This window comes from Kitasatospora sp. NPDC101157 (assembly GCF_044768255.1).
Taxonomy (GTDB): domain Bacteria; phylum Actinomycetota; class Actinomycetes; order Streptomycetales; family Streptomycetaceae; genus Kitasatospora.
Genome location: NZ_JBIWPL010000001.1, coordinates 78,280 through 98,012, shown reverse-complemented (window position 1 = coordinate 98,012; position 19,733 = coordinate 78,280). Strand labels below are relative to the sequence as shown.

Here is a 19,733-nt window from a genome sequence, read left to right as displayed (position 1 = left end):
CGCGTGGCGTTACGGATGGTCAAGACGTCGGACGGCCGGGCCCTGGCCGTCGAGTCCCTCGGCGACCCGCGCGGCCGCCCGGTGTTCCTGCTCCACGGCATGCCCGGCAGCCGGGTCGGCCCGCACCCGCGCAGCACCGTGCTGTACCGGCTGGGGGTGCGGCTGATCTCCTACGACCGGCCCGGCTACGGCGACTCGACCCGGCTGTTCGGCCGCCGGGTGTCGCACGCGGCGGCCGACGTGCGCACCATCGCGGACGAGTTGGGCCTGGACGGCTTCGCGGTGCTGGGCCGTTCCGGCGGCGGCCCGCACGCGCTGGCCTGCGCCGCGCTGCTGCCGGAGCGGGTCAGCCGGGTGGCGGTGCTGGTGGGGCTGGCGCCGCGGAACGCGACCGGTCTGGACTGGTACGCGGGGATGACCCCGTCCAACGTCCGTGCCTACCGGGAGGCCGAGCGCGGGCACGGCCGGATCGCCGACACGATGGAGTTCCGCTCCCGGCAGATCAAGGACGACCCGGTCCGGCTGCTGAACGGGCTGCGCACCGAACTCACCGGTACCGACCGGGAGGTGGTGGCGGACAGCGGGCTGCGGCGGATGCTGCAGAGCAACTACCGGGAGGCCTTCCGGCACGGCGCCGACGGCTGGATCGACGACGTGCTGGCCTTCACCGCCGACTGGGGCTTCGACCTCGGGTCGATCGCGGTGCCGACCTGGCTGTGGCACGGCGCCGACGACCAGTTCTCGCCGGTCGACCACTCCCGCTGGCTGGCCGACCACATCCCTGGCGCCGAGCTCTTCCTGGAGCCCGGCGCCGCGCACTTCGGGGCGTTCCGGGTGATGACCACGGCCCTGGCCTGGGCGGCCGGTTAGCGGGCTAAGACTTCACCGGCGTCAGGGGCTCGGAACCGTCCAGCACCGCGAGGATGTTGTCCACCGCCAGGCCGCCCATCGCCTGCCGGGTGCGGACGGTGGCGCTGCCCAGGTGCGGGACCAGCACCGCGCGCTCCTGGGCGAGCAGCGCGGACGGGACGTCGGGCTCGTGCTCGAAGTTGTCCACGGCGGCGGCGAACAGCGCCCCGGACTCCAGCGCGGCGGCCAGCGCCTCCTCGTCCACCACGCCGGCGGTCATGCTGACCACCACGGCCCCGGGCGGCAGCATGGCCAGTCGGCGGGCGTCCAGCAGGTGCCGGGTCTCCTCGGTGCACGGGCAGGTGACGACCAGCACGGTGGAGGTGGCGAGCAGCTCCTCCAGCGGCTTCCACTCGGCGCCGTGGGCCTGCTCGGGCGGCAGTTCGCGGCGGTTGTGGTAACTGACCGGCATGTCGAAGGCCTCGGCCCGGCGGGCGACCGACCGGCCGATCCGGCCCATGCCGAGCACGCCGAGCGGGGTGCCGGCCAGTTCCAGGCCGAGCAGGAAGTTGGGGCCCCAGGTCCAGGGCGTGCCGGAGCGCAGCAGCCGCTCGCCCTCGCCGAGCCGGCGAGTGGCGGCCAGCAGCAGCGCCCAGGCGGTCTCGGCGGTGGCGTTGGTGAGCACGCCGGGGGTGTTGGTGACCACCACGCCGCGTTCGGCGCAGGCCGCCAGGTCGATGTTGTGGTAGCCGACGGCGTGGTTGGCGACGATCTCCAGCTGCGGCCCGGCCGCGTCCAGGAACTCGGCGTCGACCCGGGTGTTCAGGGTGGTGAGCACGGCCCGTCGGCCGCGGACGGCGTCGAGCAGTTCGGCCCGCTCCAGTTCGAGGTCGTGCTCGCTGCAGGTGGCGGCGTACCGGGCGGTGAGCCGTTCGAGGACGCCGGGAGCGGGGCGCCGGGTGACCAGGACGGGGGGCGGGGTATCCATGGTTTCGCAGGCTACCCCGCCCCTCCCCGGTCACACCGGCTGCGGCTCCAGGTCGCGGTTGATCCGCTTCCAGCCGCGCGCGGACACCGTGTTGGGGTGCTCCTCGCCGAACTGGCGGATCAGCTCGGAGATCGCCCGGGCGCGCAGTTCGGCGGCCTGGGTGTGCCGGCCCGCCGCCCGCAGGGTGATCGCCAGGTTGGCCTCGCAGGCCACCGCGTCGGGGTGCTGCGGGGAGTACCGGGCGCACAGTCCCGCGTACGCGGCCCGGCCGAGTTCCTCGGCGAGTTCGGTCTGCCCGTCGTCGCCGTAGGCGTTGGCCAGGTTGATCATCGCGTTGAGGGTGTACGGGTGGTCCGGCCCGGCCGAGCGGGTCAGGCCCTCGACGGTGGCCCGGCCGGTTTCGATGGCGCCCTGGACGTCGCCGCTGCCGCGCAGGTAGATGCCGAGGTTGTTGGCGCAGGCCAGGGTGAAGGGGTGGTCGTCGCCGAACAGCCGCCGGTGGCCGTCGTAGACGGTGGCGCACAGGTCGCGGGCGGCCTCCTTGTCGCCGAAGGCGCTGTGGTCGGCGGCCAGGTTGAGCGCGCAGGCCAGCGCGTCGGGGGCGTCGGCGCCGTAGCGCTCCAGGTAGCGCTCGTAGGTCTCCTTGGTGATCCGGCGGGCCTCGGCGAGCTGGCCCATCCGACGCAGTGAGACGGCCAGGGACTTGGCGTTGCGCAGGCTCTCGGGCAGGCCCGGGTCCAGTCCGTCGCCGAAGTCCGCGGTGACCTCCTGGAGCAGTTCGGCCGAGCCGCGGTAGTCGCCGAGTTCGCGCAGGTCCCGGGCGAGGGCGGACTTGGTGATGAGGGTGTACGGGTGCTTGGGTCCGAGCACGGCGGTGCGCCGGTCCAGGGTCTCCTGGTCGAGTTCGCGGGCGGCCTCGCTCTCGCCGACCAGGCGGTAGTCGATCGCCAGGTTGTTCGCCATGGAGAGCGTGCGCGGGTTGTCGTCCCCGAACAACTCGCGGAACTGGTCGAGGATCTCCCGGTCGAGGTCGAGCGCGGCCTGGAAGCGGCCGAGCGCCCGGCGGTCGGCGCCGAGTGAGCCGGCCGTCATCAGGGTGTACGGGTGGTGCTCGCCGAGCAGCGCCCGCTGGCGCTCCAGGGTGGCTTCGTCCAACGCCAGCGCCTCGGCGTAACTCCCCTGGGAGCGAAGCACGTTGGCGAGCTGGAAGCGCAGCAGCAGGGTCTGCCGGTCGTCCTCGCCGAGCTTGCTGGTCCACTCGGCGTCCAGGGCGTGGCCGAGGTCCCGGGCGCGGTCGAGTTCGCCGCGCTTCCACAGGTAGCGGACGCGGTCGATGAGCAGCTGGCGGGTGTCGGCCTCGTCGCAGTTGTGGGCCTTGGAGGGCGACAGGTGGGGCCAGATCTCGTCGAAGGCGGGCCAGTTGGCCGGGTCGTCGGTGTCGCCGAGGACGGGCCGGGCGCCGGTGAGGATGCGGTGCACCTCGTGGACGGCCGTCTCCTGCTCCTCGTCGCTCATCCCGGCCCGGATCACCGCCTGGACGAGCCGGTGCACCTGGAAGCTGTTGCTGCCGGCGTCGACCTTGGCCAGGGCGTAGCGGCCGATCGCCTGGATGACCTTGCCGAGCATGAACTTGTCGCTGAGGTCGGCGTCGTACTTGACCAGCGCCCGGATCATCTGGTCGCTGTAGAAGAGGTTCATGGAGATCGGCTCGGGCGCGAAGAAGGCGCACAGCTGGAGCAGCCGCACGGCGGCCGGGGACTGCTGGCGCAGCCGTCCGATCGAGACGTTCCAGGTCGCGGCGACCGGGGTGGGGTAGTCGGTGGGGTGGTCGACGGCGAGGGCGCGGGCGGCCTCGGCGTGCAGCTGGTTGACGTAGGTGTCCACCGGGGTGCCGGTGGTGTCCAACCAGGCGGCGGCCACCTCGACGGCCAGCGGCAGGTCGCCGACGGCCTCGGCGACCCGGTCGGCGTCCGCCCGGGAGAGGCTGCGGGCGCGCCGGCACAGGTGCTCGACGCTCTCGCCGCGGGTGAAGACGTCGACCTCCAGCGCCTCGGCGTGCCCGGTCCAGGCCTGGTTACGGGAGGTGACCAGGATGTGGCCGGAGCCGCCGGGGAAGAAGCGGCGGATCTCGCTGGGCTCGTCGGCGTTGTCGAAGATCAGCAGCCAGCGGGAGGTGGGCACGCCGCGGCGCAGCGCCTCCCGGGCGGCCTCGGCGGCCTCGGTGACGGAGTCGCCGACCCGCAGGCCGAGGCGGCGGGCGAGTTCGGCGAGCGCGGGGGCGACCAGCTCGGTCTGCTCGGCGTCGATCCACCAGACCAGGTCGTAGTCGGACATGAAGCGGTGGGCGTACTCCAGGGCGACCTGGGTCTTGCCGACGCCGCCGAGCCCGTACAGGGTCTGCGGGGTGGGCAGGACGGCCGCCATGCCGCCGCGCAGCTGGTTGCGCAGCTGCTCCAGGACGGCGGCGCGGCCGGTGAAGGAGGGGTTGCGCGGCGGCACGTCCCACACCGAGGGCTTGCTGCCGGGGAAGCGCGGGCCGCCGCTGGGGGCGTCGCCAAGCGGGGCGTCGCCGCGGCCCAGCGCCCGCAGCAGGCTCTGCACGGACTGCGCCTCGTCGCGGCCGACCAGGTCGACCGGGTTGCGGTTGCTGAACGGCGCGGTGAGCCGGACGTCGCCGACGCGCACCGGCAGCAGCTGGCGCCGGGTGCCGGAGGGGTCGGAGTTGACCACCGACTCCCACAGCGCCCGGGCCTGCGGGGAGCGCTGGTAGGCGGGCGAGAGCACGGCGACGGTGCGGTAGGCGGAGTCGATGCCGCGCTCGGTCTCCTCGCGCGGGTCGGTGCCGGCGCTGAGGTCGCGCGGCAGCACCCGGAAGCCGGCCCGGGTCAGCACCGATTCGATCCAGTCCGCCCACATCCGGTCCTCGGGCACGTAGGACAGGTAGAGGTCGGCGGGGACGGACGGGCGGCGGCGGGTGAAGGCGTCGACGTAGCGCAGCCGCACCTCCTCGTCGATCGGCGGCAGTCCGGTGACCCGCCCCTCGGTGATCACGGAGGTGAGCCGCTCGCAGGCGGCCAGCATCGAGGTGGGGGTGCCGGTCTGGTCGCCGAAGGTGGCGAGGATCTCCTCGTAGGCGTAGAAGGGCCGGTACGGGATCTCCACCGAGCCCCAGTAGCCGGCGAGTTCCTCGCCGCCCAGGCCGGCGGGCAGGCCGTCGAAGCGCACCCGGGCGAGGGCGCGGCCGGCGTCGGCCTTCTCCTTCTCGCCCTCGTCGATGCGCATCGGGACGGGCAGGATGCGGATGCCGCGGTCGCGGTAGCGGTCGTGGATGTGCTGGGCGATCCGGGAGGCGCCGTCGATGGACTGGTCGCTGAGGGTGAAGCAGACCACCAGGTCGTCGGGCATCTGGACGGTGCAGATCTCGGCGATGTCGGACAGGCCGGTGCGGGAGTCGATCAGCACGTAGTCGTAGCGCTTGGACATGTCGGCCTTGAGCGCGTCGAAGAACTGCCCGCCGTCGAAGCGGTCGTAGAAGATGTCCCAGTCGAGGTGGGTGACGGCCTCGGAGTAGTCGCGGTTGAACTGGCCCGCGGAGAGGAAGTCCAGGCTGCCGCCGGACGGGAAGTGCGGCCAGGACAGCGACAGCGCGTGCGGGTGCACCCGGGCGAAGTCCAGGTGCCAGCCCTCGGCGTGCTCGACCGGGCGCAGCGCCTCCTCGCGGTACTCGGCGATGAGGTCCATCATCCCGGTGGTGCCGGCCAGGGAGGCCGGGTCGAGGAAGGGGTGGAAGAACTTGGCGAGGCCGGGGGCCTCCAGGTCCCAGTCCACGGTGAGCACCCGGAAGCCGTTGGCGGCGAGGATCCAGGCGGTGTTGGCGAGGGCCATGGTGCGGCCGGTGCCGCCCTTGTAGGAGTAGAAGGTGATGATCCGGCCCTGGCGGTCCTGCTCCGCGGCCCGCCGGGCGGCCTCGCGCGCGGCGGCGAGTTCGGCGGCGCCGATGCGGAAGTTCCTGGTGGTGTTGTCACTCATCGGTACGGTCCTCCCAAGGGCGCCATCCCAGCATCGGGGTCATCGCCGTCGTCACGGTCGTCGCGGGTGTCGCGGTGGTCGTTGTTACGGGCGTTGCGGTGGGTGCGGTCGTCGCTGTTCCGGTCGTCCCCGCCCCGGTCGTCCCGACCCCGGTCGTCCCGGCCTCCTTCGTCGCGGCTTCCTTCGCCGGGATCGGGGTCGCGGTCGAAGGGGTCCGAGCCGTACTGGTCCGGCCGGTGTCCGCCGAAGCCGTCCGGCCCGTAGGCCCCCGGTCCTCGCCGAAAGGCCTCCCGCAGGCTCGGCCGGGGCGTCGGCGGTTCCTCGGGTTCGGCTCTGGTGCGGCCCTCGAAGGCGTACTTCGCCTTCATCGCCGCCCGGGGCAGCGCGTCGTCGAAGTCCTCCAGGGTGCTCAGGCCGGTCGGGCCGGTCACCCCGAGGAAGCTCGGGCGGCCGGCCCGCCGGGTGATCCGCAGGGTCTGGTCGCTGAGCTCGACCAGTTCGCGGCCGCCGCCGTCGCACTCGGGGTCGTCGCTGTTCCACGGCTCCAGCACGCTCACCCAGGTGGCGTCGCAGCGGTCGAAGCGGCGGACCAGCTCGCGCCGGTGCGGGTCGCGCAGCGCCCATCGGTCCAGCAGCAGCAGCCCGGGGGCCTCGGCATTGCCCTCGATGATCGACTCCACCTCGTCGTCGAACTCGTGCACGGTCGGCTGGAACCCCAACTGCCGTGCCAGGCGGACCGCGTGCTGGGCGATCGGCGAGCCGGCCGGGCGGTAGGGGTGCCAGTCGGTGCGCCGGAGGCCGTAGAAGTCGGGGTTGCGGTCGGGCGGCAACTCGCCCTGGTGGTAGCTGAGCACGGAGATCCGCAGCTGCCTGGTCGGGGAGGTCACGTTGAAGGCGCTGGGCAGCGCGTTGAAGTCGAGCCGGCGCCCGACCGGGATCACCGTCTCCTCCGCCACCTGGACGATCCGCGCGGCCAGCCGGTGCACGGCCAGCTCGTAGGCGGCGCGGAAGTAGCTGAGCTTCATCAGGGCGTACAGGCCCTCGGTGGCGTAGTCGGGCCCGAACCCGGCGTGGTTGAACTGGAGTTCGCTGGCCACCTTGGGCAGCCGGTAGCGGCTCATCGGCGCCCACAGCACCGGGACGATGCCGCTGGTGCGCTCGGCGTCGATGGTCGCCGGGTACACCGGGCGGCGGGTGAAGGCGTGCCACTCCTGGCCGCACGGAACGCTGTTGAAGTAGCGGGGCGAGTACAGCGGTACGAAGACCCGGCAGCTCGCCAGCTCCTCGGACAGCCGCTCGGCCCACAACTCGCCCTGGTGCATGGACTCGTCCATGAATCCGACCGGCACCCCGGCCGGGACGGTGGTGAGTTGCAGCACCGCCTCGCAGAGGTCCCGGTACAGCTGTCGCACCCAGTGGTTCGGGTCACCGGCACCGCGCGCACCGGACTTGGGGGTGTGCGCGTAGGAGAGGAAGAAGTACGGCCGGGCCTCGTCCTCGTCCCAGCCACGGTCGTTCACACGCGCCTCCCCCGGGCCCGTCGGCAACCTGGTTCCCGCAGCCCCCGTGCGGCGGGGTCTCAGTGTAGGAACGACTGACGCCCCAATGGAATAGCACAACGACCCGCACGAATTGACATGACCGAAACGATGCCGCTGTGTTCTTTCGTTGAGCAGTACCCTCGTTGCGGCCGCCGTGAACGATCAGGAGGGGTACGCATGGAGCAGCTCAACTGGCAGAGGTCGAGCTTCAGCACCGACCAGAGCAACTGGCTGGAGATCGCCTCCGAGGGGGAGTTCGTCTACATCCGCGAGTCCGACAATCCCGAGCTGGTCGTCACCACCACCCGCACCAAGCTCAACGCCTGGATCCTGGGCGCCAAGGACGGCGAGTTCGACCACTTCGTCGGTCTCTGAGCTCAGCCCCGGTAGCGGGCGGCGAGCGTCCGGACCGTCTCCGCGATGCGGTCGCGGAGGTCGGCCGGCTCCAGGACCTCGACCTCGGCGCCGAGCCGCAGGAACTCCCCGTGGGCGTGGTCGACCGACTCGATCGGCACCCGGGCCCGCGTCCAGCCCTCCTCCACCGGCGTCACCCCGAGGCGGCGGGCGCCCTCGGCCGTCAGCCGCACCAGCGCCTCACCGGTGTGCAGCCGGGCGCGGAAGTCCGCCAGGTAGCCCTGCCAGTAGGCGGCCAGATCGAAGCCGCCCGGTACGGTGAACTCCTCCTCCTGATCGCCGAGTTCGATGATCTGGTCGGCCCGGTAGGTGCGCGTCCCGGACGGCCCCCCGGCGACCAGGTACCAGCGGCCCGCCTTGAGCACCAGCCCGTACGGCTCCACCCGCCGCTCGATCTCCTCCGGCGCCCGCCAGCGCCGGTACCGCAGCACCACCGCCCGCCGCGCCCACACCGCGGCGGCGACGGCCGCCAGGTGCGGGGTCTCGTCCGCGTCGCCGTACCAGCCGGGGGCGTCCAGCAGGAAGCGCTCCTGGATCCGGCCGGCGTGGTCGCGCAGCTCGGCCGGGAGAGCCGCCCTCAGCTTGAGCTGGGCGGTGGCGAGCGCCTCGCCGAGGCCCAGTTCGGCGGCGGTGCCCGGGAGCGCGGCGAGGAAGGCGGCCTGCGCCTCGGCGGCCGTCAGCCCGGTGAGTCGGGTCCGGTACCCGTCGACCAGCCGGTAACCGCCCGCGTGCCCGGCCTCGCCGTACAGCGGGATCCCGGCGGCGGCGAGCGCCTCGACGTCCCGGTAGACCGTGCGGACCGAGACCTCCAGCTCCCCGGCCAGCTGCTGGGCGGTCATCCGGCCCCGGTTCTGGAGCAACAGGAGCAGGTTGACCAGTCGGCTCGCGCGCATGCCGCCCAGTATCCACTGACACCGGTTGTCAGTGGAGTGCCCCTAGCCTGCGGCGCATGAACGACTTCGACTTCCTGCACGGCTCGTGGGACGTGGCCAACCGCCGCCTCACCGCGCCGCTCGGCGGCGGTGGCACCTGGGAGGAGTTCCCCGGCCACTCGGTGATCCGGCCGCTGTTCGGCGGGGGCGGCAACATCGACGAGATCGTCTTCCCGACCCTCGGCCGCCGGGGCGTCACCCTGCGGCTGTTCGACCGCGCGACCGGGCAGTGGTCGATCCACTGGTCCGACAGCCGGACCGGCCGGCTGGACCCCCCGGTGATCGGCGGCTTCACCGGCGACCGCGGCGACTTCCACGGCGAGGACACCTTCGACGGCCGGCCGATCCGGGTGCACTTCACCTGGTACCGGCTCGGCCCGGACACCGCCCGCTGGGAGCAGGAGTTCTCCGCCGACGGCGGCCGCAGCTGGGAGCTCAACTGGACCATGGATCTCTCCCGCACCGGTCCTGCCCTGGACGGGCTCGGCGCATGAACCTCGTCGTCGAACTGCGCCGGTACACACTGCACCCCGGCGCCCGCGAGACCCTGATCGAGTTGTTCGAGCGGGAGTTCGTGACCGGCCAGGAGGCGGTCGGCATCACCGTCGGCGGCCGCTTCCGCGACCTGGACGACCCGGACCGCTTCGTCTGGCTGCGCGCCTTCCCGTCGATGGCGGAGCGCCGCCGCGCGCTGGAGGCGTTCTACTACGGCCCGGTCTGGCGGGAGCACCGCGACGCGGCCAACGCGACCATGGTCGACAGCGACGACGTCCTCCTGCTGCGCGGCCCCGGCTTCGCTCTTCCCGCCGACGGCCGCGAGCTGCGCGCCACCATCTGCCACCCCGCCGACCCGGCCGCCTTCGACACCTGGGCCGCCCGGCACCTGCGTCCCGAGCACGCCCTTCACCGCACCGAACACGCCGAGAACGACTTCCCCCAACTCCCCGTCCGCACCGGCGAAGACGCCCGCCTCTGGTTCGGCCCGGCCGAGGAGCCTCCGCCTTGGCCCCACCAGCACCTCCACCTGGCCCCCGTGAACGGCTAGGGGCGGGTGGCGTGGGAAGTCGGCTGGGTCGACTTCCCACGCAACTTGCCCTGCCGCCGACCACCACCACCTGGCCCCCGTGAACGGCCATCGGCGGGTGGATCAACGGCCGCAAGCCGCGCGCGTCCCTGGAGCGAGGACCTCAGGCCCCCTCGCCCTCAGGCCCCGACGAGTTCCGCGAGTTCGTCGGCCGACTCCGGGGTCAGCCGGTAGAACCCCTGGAGGCTGACGAACCGCTCAAGGCGTCCGTCCACCACGTACTTCAGTCCCCTGGTCTGGTTCCGGCGGTTGCGCCAGGTCAGGCGCGGCAGGAGGTCACCCGGTATCCGCTGGTCGAAGCGGATCGGGGTGGCCTCCACGTGGACGGCATCGGCGCCGCAGCCGCCGGCACCGAGCATCCACCAGTCGGTGTGCCCGGGGAACGCCGGATACCGCCAGCCCTCCGGCTCGGCGCCGCAGCACTCGCCGCGTTCCCGGTCGACGATCCGCATCCGGCTCACCACGAACACCTCGTACTGCTTGACGTGCAGCGCGTACACCTCGTCCCCCGCGCGGGCACCCGACCAGGCGGGCAGCGACTGGTGCACCCCGCTGAAGGCGACGGGCGGCCGCTGACCCACGCGGCCCTCCTTGCGCAGTTCGCGGCAGGTGTCCTGGGTCCACAACACGGTGTAGGCATCTGGCATGCCGCTGAGCATAGGAACGCGTACCGACATCGGTGCGGGCCCCGCTTGCGGACGGGGCCCGCACGCCCATCACCCCGTGTGGCACTCCCGGAACCGCTGAGAGCAAACTTGGCACCCTCCACCGAGCGCGGCAGCCACGAGGATGAGGAACAGCGGCCCGGTCACCCTCGCCGTCGAGTCCGCTTGAACTCGCGCAGCAACGCGAGGAGGTTGATCACGGTACTGGCCGGGACATTGCCGAGGTTGACGAGCACCCGGCCGTTGATGATCTGCTCGCCCGGCTTCGCGGACGGCCAGAGGAGGCCGAACTCGCGCCCTTCGGCGCGGAGTTCCACGATCAGTTCGGTGAGCTGGGGGCCGGTGAGGTGGTGGATCGCCGGGTCGGCCGGGTGGATGGGGTGGAGGGCGTTCACGCGAGCAGGCCGTCCACCTCGAACCAGACCCGCTTGCCGAGCTTCAGCGGTTCGGCACCCCAGCGGTGGGTGAGCCCCTCAACCAGCTGCAACCCCCTTCCGGACTCCGACAGTTCGGTGAACGCTCGGCGCTGCGGCAGCTCGGAGCTGCGGTCGGCGACGACCACACGGACGGTGCCACCCTCGGCGCTGATGGCGACGGCGGGCGAGGGGGTTCGGCCGTGCCGCCAGGCGTTCGAGATCAGCTCGACGAGGGCGAGTTCGGCGTCGGCGATGGAGGAGCGGAGGTACCCGGCGCGCTCCATGACGTCGCGCAACACCTCGCGCGAGACGGTGAGGGAGGGGGAGTTGAGGTTGGGGTCACACATGGGGGAGTCTCCCAGCGGTGTAGTCGAGACGCACCGGAACACCCACGGTGCGTGGTTGCTAAGACTTTAGGGCCAAATCCCAGAAGTCTTCAACACGTTCTGCACTCGGACCTACACTTTCCGTAGGCAAGGGTCTTCGAGGAGGAGACGTTCATGGGCTTCAGCAATGGGGTCAACGAGCGGCAGCGGCGACTTGGCGAGGAACTTCGCCGAGTGCGGGATGCCGCAGGTCACTCCGCATCAGAGGTCGGAGAGGCACTGGGCGTGAAGGGGCCAAACGTCAGCCACATCGAAGCAGGCAGGATTGGTCTCACACTTGAACGCCTGAACACCTGGCTCGACCTGTGCGAGGTCACGGACGCCGAGTACCGGGCCGGCCTCACTTCCATGAGTGAGAGCACGGGGAAGGGCTGGTGGACGGAGTTCAAGCGCCACGTCACTCGCAGCGCACTCGATCTGGCCGAGGCAGAGGCAACCGCAACCGCCCTGGACAACTACGAGTCTCTCCTGATCCCGGGGCTGCTGCAGACCAAGGCCTACAGCGAGGTCATCCAGGGATACAACGATACGAAGGTCGAGTTCCGACACGAGCGCCACAAGGTGCTCACTGGCAACAACGCGCCGCCATACCGCGCCGTGATTCACGAAGCGGCCCTGCACATGATGTATGGAGGACCAACGGTCATGCGGGACCAGCTGAACCATCTGATCGAGATGAGCCAGCTACCCAACGTGACGATTCAGATTCTTCCGTTCGACTGCACCACCTACGCTTCCAACGACACTCCGTTCCTGCTCATTCGCGGTGCTCATGCACGGCTCGACACCGTTCTGCTCGAACACCCGCATGGGTCAGACTTCATCGGCGACCCCGAGGTCGTGACAACATTTGACCGGAAGTTCGACCGACTCAGGGGCCTGGCACTCCCTCCCCTGTCTGCCGCGACTTCAGCGCCATCGCCAGCCCAGCGTGACTCACTGGGATTGATCCAGCACATCCGCTACAAGGTCCAGGGAAGATAGCCATGCACCAGCTCAACTGGCAGAAGTCCAGCTTCAGTAGCGACCAGGCCAACTGTGTCGAAATCGCCTCTGCCGGCGAGCTGGTATACATCCGCGAGTCCGACGACCCCACCACCGTCGTCACCACCACCCGGGCCAAGCTCCACGCCTGGATCAGCGGCGCCAAGGCCGGCGAGTTCGATCACTTCACCGCCTGACCACTCCCCCGCGCCCCGGCCCGTCGCCGGGGCGCGGATATCCGGTGGCACACCCCTCACCGGGCAGCCAGGATCACCGCATGCACGTCTTCCTTGACACCGCACGACTCGCGCTGCGCCCGTTCACCGAAGCGGACACCGATCACCTCCATGCGCTGGACAACGACCCCGAGGTCATGCGCTTCATCAACGGTGGTGCGCCGACGAGCCGGGAGGCCGTCGAGACCCGGGTCCTGCCGCGTCTCCTCCACGACCACCCCTGCTTGGGTACCCGTGGCTTCTGGGCCGCCGAGGAGAGGGCCACCGGCCACTTCCTCGGCTGGTTCGAGTTCCGTCCCCTCGACGACGACACCCCCGCCGTCGTCGAACTCGGCTACCGGCTGAACCGGACCGCCTGGGGCAGGGGTTACGCCACCGAGGGCTCGCGCGCGCTGATCGACAAGGGCTTCACCGACCTCGGCGTCGAGCGGGTCACCGCCAACACCATGGCCGTCAACTCCCGTTCCCGGCGCGTGATGGAGAAGTCAGGCCTGTCGTTCCTCCGGAACTTCACCGGCGACTGGCCGGACGCGATCCCCGGCTCCGAACACGGCGAGGTCGAGTACCAGCTCACCCGCGCCGACTGGCGGCAGGGCCGGTAGCCGTCACCCGTGCGGCCGAACCAGTGCATCCCCCGGCCCGTCCGGCCGTTGATCCCGTCATGGAAACGAGAACCTGGGCCGGGCTGCTCGCCGGCGCCGCCGTGCTGATGACGGGGGCGGCACTCGCCCCGGTCGCCGGTGCGGCGGGCACCCCGACCGCGCCGCACGATCCTTACACCCGGACCGAGTTGTTCTTCGGCACCGAGCGACCCGACGGCGGTCCCGCCGTCACCGACCAGGAGTTCCAGGACTTCGTGGACTCGGTGATCACCCCGCGCTTCCCCGACGGCCTCACCGTCGAACAGGCACGCGGCCAGTACCGCGACCGCTTCGGCGTCATCGAGCACGAACGCTCCTACCTGGTCACCCTGCTGTACCCGACCCCGCAGGCGAAGCCCGCGGGCGCAGCCGTCGAGGAGATCCGCCGCAGCTACGACCAGCGCTTCCAGCAGGAGGCCGTCGGCCGGGTGGACGAAGCGGTCAAGGCATCGTTCTAGCCGGGGCCTGGTTCGTGAGCGTCCCGGGGTGGAGTCGTTCACGGCCCGGCGCAGGCGTCGGGAAGGATGCCGGACATGGAAGGAACCTTCAAGCTGCTCCGACAGACCAGCCGATGGACGAGCTTCGCCCACGTCACGATGAGCGGAGAGGCGTCGGCCGAGCCCGCTGTCCAGATGGGCGCGGACGTGTTCGGGTGGCGCGTTCGGTCCCACGGGCCCACCGTCGGTGCCGTCCAGGCCGGCGATGAACAGGTTCGAGCAGAGGCACTGGACGGAGCGCGGTACGCGCTGGCGCAGCTTCCCGAGGAGAGTCGCGGGCTGTCCGTGTCCGTCGTCGAGATCGTGACATCGCCGGTCGACACGGGCCCTGGCGACGTGAAGTTCGCAGCGGCGCACGCCGTATGGGCGATGGTCGGCCGGCAGCCGGACCGGCAGCCGTGGATCGATGACAACGGTGCCCCTGTCTTCCCCTAGCAGGCCCAGGAGACCGGCCGCCACAGCTCAGCCGCGCGGCCTGTCCGTCCGGAGACCGTGCGCACCCGGCGGGGGTCCCGCCGCGCAGGGAGTCGGCCCCGTCGACTTCCTCCGCATCTCGCTCCGGTGATCCCCGGTGATCCCCGGTGGCCGGGCGAGGCACGGGGAGTCAGCGGCAGAAGACCGCATTGATCAGCCCGTTGAGCGCCTTCGGGAACTCCTGCGCCGGGTCCGCGTCCGAATCGCCGGTGGTCAGCCCGGCGGTGAGGGTCCGGCTCCCGTCCGGGGAGCCGATCATCAGCGCACCGTAGCCGCCGGGGGCGCCGCCGTTGTGGTGGACGATGGTGACGCCTCCGCTCTCCGGTCCCAACTGCTGGACGAACAGCCCGAGTCCGTAGCCGAGCGCGCCGTGCGGCGTCCGCATCTCGTCCAGCAGTGCGGCCGGCAGGAGCCTGCCGCCGAGCAGGGCGGCGAAGAAGACCTGCAGGTCGCGGGTGGTGGAGATCATGTCCCCGGAGCCGGTCAGCAGCGAGGAGTTCTGTCGGGAGACGTCCACGACCTTCCATTCCTCGCCGTCCTGGTAGCGGTAGTAGCCGTGGGCGTGCGGGCCGGGGATGTCCGGCGAGTCGCCCGGCACCAGGGTGTCCCGCAGCCCGAGCGGCCGCAGGATCCGCCGCTGCATCTCCTCGGCGTACGAGCGGCCGCTGAGCGCCTCGACCAGCAGCACGGCCAGGGTGTAGTTGGTGTTGGAGTAGCTCTGGCCGGTGCCCGGCTCGAACCGGGCCGGCTTCGACAGCGCGAACCGCACCAGCTCGTCCGGCCGGTAGTTGTGGAACCGGTTCTCCACCCACGGCTTGCCGGTCGACGGCAGCCCGGGCACGAACGTGCCCTTCTCGTCGAGCTCGCCGGTGCAGTTGTAGAGGCCGCTGGTGTGCTGGAGCAGCATCCGCACGGTGATCCGCCCGTCCAGGCCGAACCGGGGGAGGTGTTCGGCCACTCGGGAGTCCAGCTCGATCATGCCGTCGGCGACCAGGTGCAGCACCAGGGCCGCGACGAAGGTCTTGGTGCTGCTGCCGATCCAGAACTGCCCTTCGGTGGACGGCTTCGCGCTCTCGCCCAGCCTGCTCACCCCCGCGCTGCCGACCCACTCCCCGTGCTCGCCGCTCCCGTCGTGCACGCGCATCTGTATGCCGGCGAAGCCGACGTCCACGACGTCCTGGATGGCCTTCTGGAGGTCGGGGCGGTCCTGGGCGGTGCTGTCACTCATGGTCGGTCCTTCTTCCTTCCGCTGGTGGTACGGCTCGGAGACTTCGGGCGGTTCGGAGGTGCGGGCGGTTCGGAGGTGCGGGCGGTTCAGAGGTGCGGGCGGTTCAGAGGCTGCGGGCGGCGATGTCGCCGTAGCCGGTGGTGGCGTGGACGGTCAGGCCGGGGGTGCCGTCGGCGTTCTTCAGGGCGTTGTGGATCCGGCCGTGGCCGGTCCCGGCGTCGAGGGCGGCGGAGACCCCGCGGGCGGCGCCGACCTCGATCTGCCCGTACTCGGTGCGCAGGGTGACGGTGCCGCCGACGGCCTCGGCGACCCGGAGGTCGCCCTTCTGGGTGCGGATCTCGGCGGCTCCGCCGAGCCGGCCGACGGTGATGTCCCCGGCCTGGAGGGCGAGATCGGCGCCGGCGGTCTCGTCGAGCTTGACGGTGCCCTGGGCGGCCCGGAGGGTGACGTCCCCGAGTCGGCCGACACCCCGGAACTCGCCGAGCGCGGCCTTGGCGTCGACCCGGGAGCCGGCGGGCAGCTGGACGGTCACTTCGGCGGTGCCGGAGTTGCCGAGGACCCGGTTCTCGGCCTCCGGGGCGTGGATCCGCAGCACGCCGTCGGCGTACGCGATCTCGATCCGCTCGGCGGCCTTCACGTCCCGGCTGCTGCCGGAGTCGGCGGGCCGGACCTCGACCACGGTGTCGGTGCGGTCCCCGGCGATGAACCGGATGTGGCCGGCGGGGATGTCCAGGACGGCCGAGACCGGGGCGGGGGTGGCGAACTTCTGCATCGTGCGCTCCTTCTCTTCCGCGGCGTCGGCCCCTTCGGCCCGCCGCTTTCTGATGAAGGAAACGCTACGTTGCGTTCGACCATCAGGCAACACACTCACTACTCGGAATCGGCATCACCGCAGGCAGAAGGCATGAATTCATTGCAACGATCCTGCGAGGAATGCAACGAAGCCCAGTCCATTCATTGCAATGGACTGGGCGTGAACGCTATGACAGGTCGTCAGCGGGGCTGTCCGCGGTCAGCCCCGGGCGTGACGCAGGAACCCGTCGGCGAGGTCGACGGCCTCCCTGACGGGCACCAGCCGGCAGTCGGCCGTCCCGATCCGCGCGCTGGAGATCCCGGCCGCCGCGCCGAGCACCCGCTCCCCCAGCTCGGCGAAGTGCAGGTCGTCCAGTTCGGGTGCCCGGAACGCCGTCCAGCCGTCCGGGGCCACGCACCGGTACTCGCGCAGCGGCACACCGGGCTGGCGCAGGTCAGCCAGGTGGAAGGCGGTGAACCGGGCCATCCCGACGCCGAGCATCAGTACCCGGGCGTCCAGCTCGTAGAGCCGCCCGAGCGGGGACTCCGGACCCAGGTGGGAGGTGAGCGGGTGACCTGCCGTGATCTCCTCCGCCCGGGGGCCGAGGGCCGCCCAGGAGGTCTGCGGATGGCCGCTGCGCAGGGCGCCGGGCCGGGTGCGGACGGCCTCCGAGAGCACCCCCATGCTCGGGGACGCCGGAGTGACCGCCGGATCGAAGCGCGGCATCCGCGCCCGGTAGGCCTCGACCTCCGCCGGAGAGAGCCCGGCGACGGCCTCCTGGTGGATCCGCGAGGTCGAGGAGTTCTCGGGCGTGGCGGTGTACGCCACCAACGTCCCTTCCGGCCCCAGGACTTCGCACAGGGCGTCGACCACGCCCCCAGCCCCGCCCTCGACCGGCCCGAGCGCCCGCAGCGAGGCCTGGACGTGCAGCACCATGCCCGGCCGGACGCCCAGCCGGGCGAACCCCTCGACGAGCGAGGCAGTGGAGATCACCGGCAACCCTCCCAATTCCCCCTCGGACCACGACGCTTCGCGTCCGGAGGTCGAAACTTCCTGTCAGGCCTCGGCGCTTCCCGTCAGACCACGACGCTCCCCCTCAGACCTCGGCACTCTCCTCGCAGTTCCCCGTCAGACCTCGACCGACCGCAGCCGCCCGCCCGCGTCGCGTTCCCGCCGCACCCGCTCGGCGTCCCGCTCGGCCGCCGCCGGCAGCGGCACCGCGAGCCACGGCTCGACGCTCTCCCGCATCCCCTCCGCGAACCGCACCCCGAGCCCGGTCAGCGCGCCCGACTCGGCCAGCCGCTCGACCGCCTCCGCCGTGTACCGCCGCCACAGCGCGAACTGCGCCCGCGCCCGACCGGCGGCCTCCCCCGCCAGGCCGTCGTACGCGGCCGTCCGGGTGCCCCAGTACTCGGTCACCGCGAGGTGCGCGTACGTGCCCTGCAACAACCCCTCCAGCGGGCGCGGATCGGGCCGCCAGGGAGCGAAGTACAGCCGGTCGTCGGCCCGGTCGTGGAGGTCGAACAGATCCAGCACCGCCCCCAGCTTCACGTGCTGGAACTCGTGCGCGAGCAGCAGCGCCAGGGTCGGCGCCGTGGCCGGCCGGGCGATGCCGACCGCCCCGTACGCCTGGCGCGCCGCCGAGCTGACGTCCCGGCCCGCCGGTCCCGGCCGCAGCGGGGTCACCGTCCCCAGCCCGGCCCGGATGCCCTCCGCGTAGCCGGGCAGGTCGCGTCCGAGGAGCTCCCAGGCCTCCCGCAACGCTCCGGTCCAGCCGAGCAGTTCGGCCTCCGGCAGCCGCTCGGCCACCGGGTGGTCGTGGCTGTCCCGCAGCGGGTCGACGTCCTCCAGCGCGACCGTCCAGCCCCCGGCCAGTCGGACCCGCCGCAGCGGCTGGTCCAGGGCCGTGCGCACCGAGCCGTCGGCGGCCCGCACCTCGAAGCCGTCCGCCCGCCCGGTGACCACCGCCTCGCCGTCCGGCACCGCGACCCGCCCCAGCGTCGGCAGGTGCAGCCAGCCGTCCCGCACCGGCACCGCGACCGCGTCCCCCCGCCCGGCCCGCACCGCCGCCGCGGCGGCCAGCGCGGCCAGCGGCCCGAGCCCGACCGCCAGGTCCCCGGCCAGCCGCCGCGCGGCCCAGGCCCGGGCGTACGGGTGCGCCAGCACCGCGTCCACGGCCGCGGGCGCCACCCCGTCGAGCTCCGACAGCAGCTCCCAGGCCTCCGCCCGGCCCTGCCCGGAGGCGTCCCAGGCGGCGGCCAGCATGGCGCGGGTCAGTGCGAGTTGGGAGCGCCCGAGGGCGGCGACGGTGTCAGCACTCCCGTACCCCCGGGCGAGCTCGTCGAGCTGGGCGGGAGCGAGCGCCGCCGACAGCTGCGGCTCCCCGCCCTGGGCCGGAACGGTGGTCGGCTCCGAGGGCGAACCACCGCTGCCCGCAATGCCGTTGATGAGCGTCATGAGGTCACCGCAGTAGACGGAGGGATTGTCGAAGCCAGTGTCCGCCCGGTAGCGGTGGGCGTACAACCCGCCCCCGCAGGAGCGCACCACCGGGCAGGCCCGGCAGGCCGCGCTCAGCCCGGCCGGACCGGACTGCCGGGCGGCGATCCCGGGGTGCCGGGCGAGGTCGTCGAGGCTGTGTGCGAAGACGTTCATCCCGGTGGCGGGCGCCCCGTCGTACGCGGTCTTCAGGCTGTCCGCCTGCTCGAACGTCCCGTCCGTCTCCAGCACCGCCAGGTCCGAGGGCTCCAGCCCCAGCGACTCGGTCAGGCTGGACAGCCCCCGCAGCGTCCGGTGCACGGATTCGAAGGTGCGCACGGCGAACGGCCGCCCGTCGGCCTCCCACAGCCGGTGGACGGCCAGCAGCCAGTCCGCGTACGGCGCATCCCCGCCCCCCGGGAGCCGCTTCGGCGGCTGCTCCCAGGTCGCGTGCGGCAGCAGGAAGTCGACCGCCGGCGGCCGCAGTTCGGCCAGCGCCCGGTACACGGCCACCGGGTCGTTCTCGATGTCGACGGTGCACAGCAACCCGGCGAACAGGTGCCGGTACTCGGGCTCGTTCAGCAGCCCCACCGCCCGCAGCACCTGCGGATGGCTGCTCCGTCCGTCGGCGAACCGCCGGTGCCGGTCGTTGGCGGCCCTGTCGCCGTCCAGCGAGATGCCGACCTTGACGTCCAGCTCCGCGAACAACGCGCAGAAGGCGTGCGACAGTTGGACACCATTGGTGTGGATGCGCAGGTCCAGTGCGCAGCCGGGCGGCAGCGCCGCCCGCAGCGCCTCGGCCGCGTGGCGCAGAACGTCCGGGCCGGCGAGCAGGGGCTCTCCCCCGTGCAGGACGACCCGGACAGCGGACAGCCGGTGGGCGGCCGCATGCTCGCCGATCCGCCCGGCGACGGCGTTCAGGACGTCGCCACCGATGACCTTGGGGCGTCGTCGCCAACTGGTGTCGGCGTGCTCGTACACGTAGCAGTGATCGCAGGCGAGATCACACCGGCTGTGGACTTTCACCACGAACTGGCTGAAAGGCAGCGTCGTTGGCGTCATGGTCGATCGGATCCAGGGAGGCGGAGGCCGACGGCGAAC

At 72.1% G+C, this 19,733-nt stretch carries 20 protein-coding genes; 9 read left to right on the top strand and 11 right to left on the bottom strand.

What is annotated here, in order from left to right; translation table 11 throughout:
* The first annotated feature begins 15 nt into the window (after positions 1–15).
* On the top strand, positions 16–870 hold the full coding sequence (locus tag ACIRVF_RS00465; RefSeq protein ID WP_402812913.1) for an alpha/beta fold hydrolase: 855 nt from the start codon (positions 16–18) through the stop codon (positions 868–870).
* A gap of 4 nt (positions 871–874) precedes the next feature.
* Here ACIRVF_RS00465 and ACIRVF_RS00460 read toward each other — a convergent pair whose 3' ends face one another.
* Genes ACIRVF_RS00460 through ACIRVF_RS00450 form a run of 3 tightly spaced genes read right to left on the bottom strand, consistent with a single transcriptional unit; the run spans position 875 to position 7,386 of the window.
* Positions 875–1,837, bottom strand: coding sequence for a 2-hydroxyacid dehydrogenase (locus ACIRVF_RS00460; RefSeq protein WP_402811656.1), 963 nt, complete (start codon positions 1,835–1,837; stop codon positions 875–877).
* Positions 1,838–1,867: 30 nt separating this feature from the next.
* Complete coding sequence (gene fxsT, locus ACIRVF_RS00455) at positions 1,868–5,866, bottom strand: FxSxx-COOH system tetratricopeptide repeat protein (RefSeq protein ID WP_402811654.1); 3,999 nt, start codon at positions 5,864–5,866, stop codon at positions 1,868–1,870.
* Positions 5,863–7,386 carry a TIR-like protein FxsC gene (locus ACIRVF_RS00450; protein ID WP_402811651.1) on the bottom strand — a complete coding sequence of 508 codons (1,524 nt, stop codon included), beginning with the start codon at positions 7,384–7,386 and terminating at the stop codon, positions 5,863–5,865. Before ACIRVF_RS00450 ends, fxsT begins: the two co-directional genes overlap by 4 nt.
* Before the next feature lie 198 nt (positions 7,387–7,584).
* Here ACIRVF_RS00450 and ACIRVF_RS00445 point away from each other — a divergent pair, with 198 nt between their 5' ends.
* Complete coding sequence (locus tag ACIRVF_RS00445; protein ID WP_402811648.1) at positions 7,585–7,782, top strand: DUF397 domain-containing protein; 198 nt, start codon at positions 7,585–7,587, stop codon at positions 7,780–7,782.
* A gap of 2 nt (positions 7,783–7,784) precedes the next feature.
* On the opposite strand, the gene ACIRVF_RS00440 is transcribed toward ACIRVF_RS00445, so the two are convergent.
* Positions 7,785–8,714, bottom strand: coding sequence for a helix-turn-helix transcriptional regulator (locus ACIRVF_RS00440; protein ID WP_402811646.1), 930 nt, complete (start codon positions 8,712–8,714; stop codon positions 7,785–7,787).
* Between the two features lie 56 nt (positions 8,715–8,770).
* On the opposite strand from ACIRVF_RS00440, the gene ACIRVF_RS00435 reads away from it, so the two are divergent.
* Both ACIRVF_RS00435 and ACIRVF_RS00430 read left to right on the top strand, forming a co-directional pair.
* A complete protein-coding gene (locus ACIRVF_RS00435; protein WP_402811643.1) occupies positions 8,771–9,247 on the top strand; it encodes a hypothetical protein in 477 nt (158 codons plus the stop codon).
* A complete protein-coding gene (locus ACIRVF_RS00430; RefSeq protein ID WP_402811641.1) occupies positions 9,244–9,798 on the top strand; it encodes an NIPSNAP family protein in 555 nt (184 codons plus the stop codon). The genes ACIRVF_RS00435 and ACIRVF_RS00430 overlap by 4 nt, the downstream gene beginning before the upstream one ends.
* A 158-nt stretch (positions 9,799–9,956) precedes the next feature.
* Here the strand turns inward: ACIRVF_RS00430 and ACIRVF_RS00425 are convergent, their stop codons facing one another.
* The 3 genes from ACIRVF_RS00425 to ACIRVF_RS00415 form a co-directional block, all read right to left on the bottom strand.
* Positions 9,957–10,484 (bottom strand): hypothetical protein, encoded by a 528-nt coding sequence (locus ACIRVF_RS00425; protein ID WP_402811639.1) that lies wholly within the window; start codon positions 10,482–10,484, stop codon positions 9,957–9,959.
* Between the two features lie 161 nt (positions 10,485–10,645).
* On the bottom strand, positions 10,646–10,897 hold the full coding sequence (locus tag ACIRVF_RS00420; protein WP_402811636.1) for a hypothetical protein: 252 nt from the start codon (positions 10,895–10,897) through the stop codon (positions 10,646–10,648).
* Positions 10,894–11,265 (bottom strand): ATP-binding protein, encoded by a 372-nt coding sequence (locus ACIRVF_RS00415; RefSeq protein WP_402811633.1) that lies wholly within the window; start codon positions 11,263–11,265, stop codon positions 10,894–10,896. Before ACIRVF_RS00415 ends, ACIRVF_RS00420 begins: the two co-directional genes overlap by 4 nt.
* Positions 11,266–11,418: 153 nt before the next feature.
* Here ACIRVF_RS00415 and ACIRVF_RS00410 point away from each other — a divergent pair, with 153 nt between their 5' ends.
* The 5 genes from ACIRVF_RS00410 to ACIRVF_RS00390 all read left to right on the top strand — a co-directional run bounded on the left by ACIRVF_RS00410 (position 11,419) and on the right by ACIRVF_RS00390 (position 14,097).
* Complete coding sequence (locus tag ACIRVF_RS00410) at positions 11,419–12,288, top strand: helix-turn-helix domain-containing protein (protein WP_402811631.1); 870 nt, start codon at positions 11,419–11,421, stop codon at positions 12,286–12,288.
* A 2-nt stretch (positions 12,289–12,290) separates the two neighbouring features.
* Positions 12,291–12,485 carry a DUF397 domain-containing protein gene (locus tag ACIRVF_RS00405; RefSeq protein WP_402811628.1) on the top strand — a complete coding sequence of 65 codons (195 nt, stop codon included), beginning with the start codon at positions 12,291–12,293 and terminating at the stop codon, positions 12,483–12,485.
* Between the two features lie 80 nt (positions 12,486–12,565).
* Positions 12,566–13,126 (top strand): GNAT family N-acetyltransferase, encoded by a 561-nt coding sequence (locus ACIRVF_RS00400; protein ID WP_402811625.1) that lies wholly within the window; start codon positions 12,566–12,568, stop codon positions 13,124–13,126.
* A 59-nt stretch (positions 13,127–13,185) separates the two neighbouring features.
* The gene (locus ACIRVF_RS00395; RefSeq protein ID WP_402811622.1) at positions 13,186–13,623 is read left to right on the top strand and encodes a DUF3574 domain-containing protein; all 438 of its coding nucleotides are present in this window, start codon (positions 13,186–13,188) and stop codon (positions 13,621–13,623) included.
* 75 nt (positions 13,624–13,698) lie between these two features.
* Positions 13,699–14,097 (top strand): hypothetical protein, encoded by a 399-nt coding sequence (locus ACIRVF_RS00390; protein ID WP_402811619.1) that lies wholly within the window; start codon positions 13,699–13,701, stop codon positions 14,095–14,097.
* A 169-nt stretch (positions 14,098–14,266) separates the two neighbouring features.
* Here the strand turns inward: ACIRVF_RS00390 and ACIRVF_RS00385 are convergent, their stop codons facing one another.
* The 4 genes from ACIRVF_RS00385 to ACIRVF_RS00370 all read right to left on the bottom strand — a co-directional run bounded on the left by ACIRVF_RS00385 (position 14,267) and on the right by ACIRVF_RS00370 (position 19,694).
* Positions 14,267–15,364, bottom strand: coding sequence for a serine hydrolase domain-containing protein (locus ACIRVF_RS00385; protein ID WP_402811616.1), 1,098 nt, complete (start codon positions 15,362–15,364; stop codon positions 14,267–14,269).
* Positions 15,365–15,467: 103 nt separating this feature from the next.
* Positions 15,468–16,136, bottom strand: a complete 669-nt coding sequence (locus ACIRVF_RS00380) for a DUF4097 family beta strand repeat-containing protein (protein WP_402811614.1) — start codon at positions 16,134–16,136, stop codon at positions 15,468–15,470.
* 240 nt (positions 16,137–16,376) lie between these two features.
* Positions 16,377–17,150 (bottom strand): aminoglycoside N(3)-acetyltransferase, encoded by a 774-nt coding sequence (locus tag ACIRVF_RS00375; protein WP_402811611.1) that lies wholly within the window; start codon positions 17,148–17,150, stop codon positions 16,377–16,379.
* 135 nt (positions 17,151–17,285) lie between these two features.
* The gene (locus tag ACIRVF_RS00370; RefSeq protein ID WP_402811609.1) at positions 17,286–19,694 is read right to left on the bottom strand and encodes an FxsB family cyclophane-forming radical SAM/SPASM peptide maturase; all 2,409 of its coding nucleotides are present in this window, start codon (positions 19,692–19,694) and stop codon (positions 17,286–17,288) included.
* Positions 19,695–19,733: the final 39 nt, after the last annotated feature.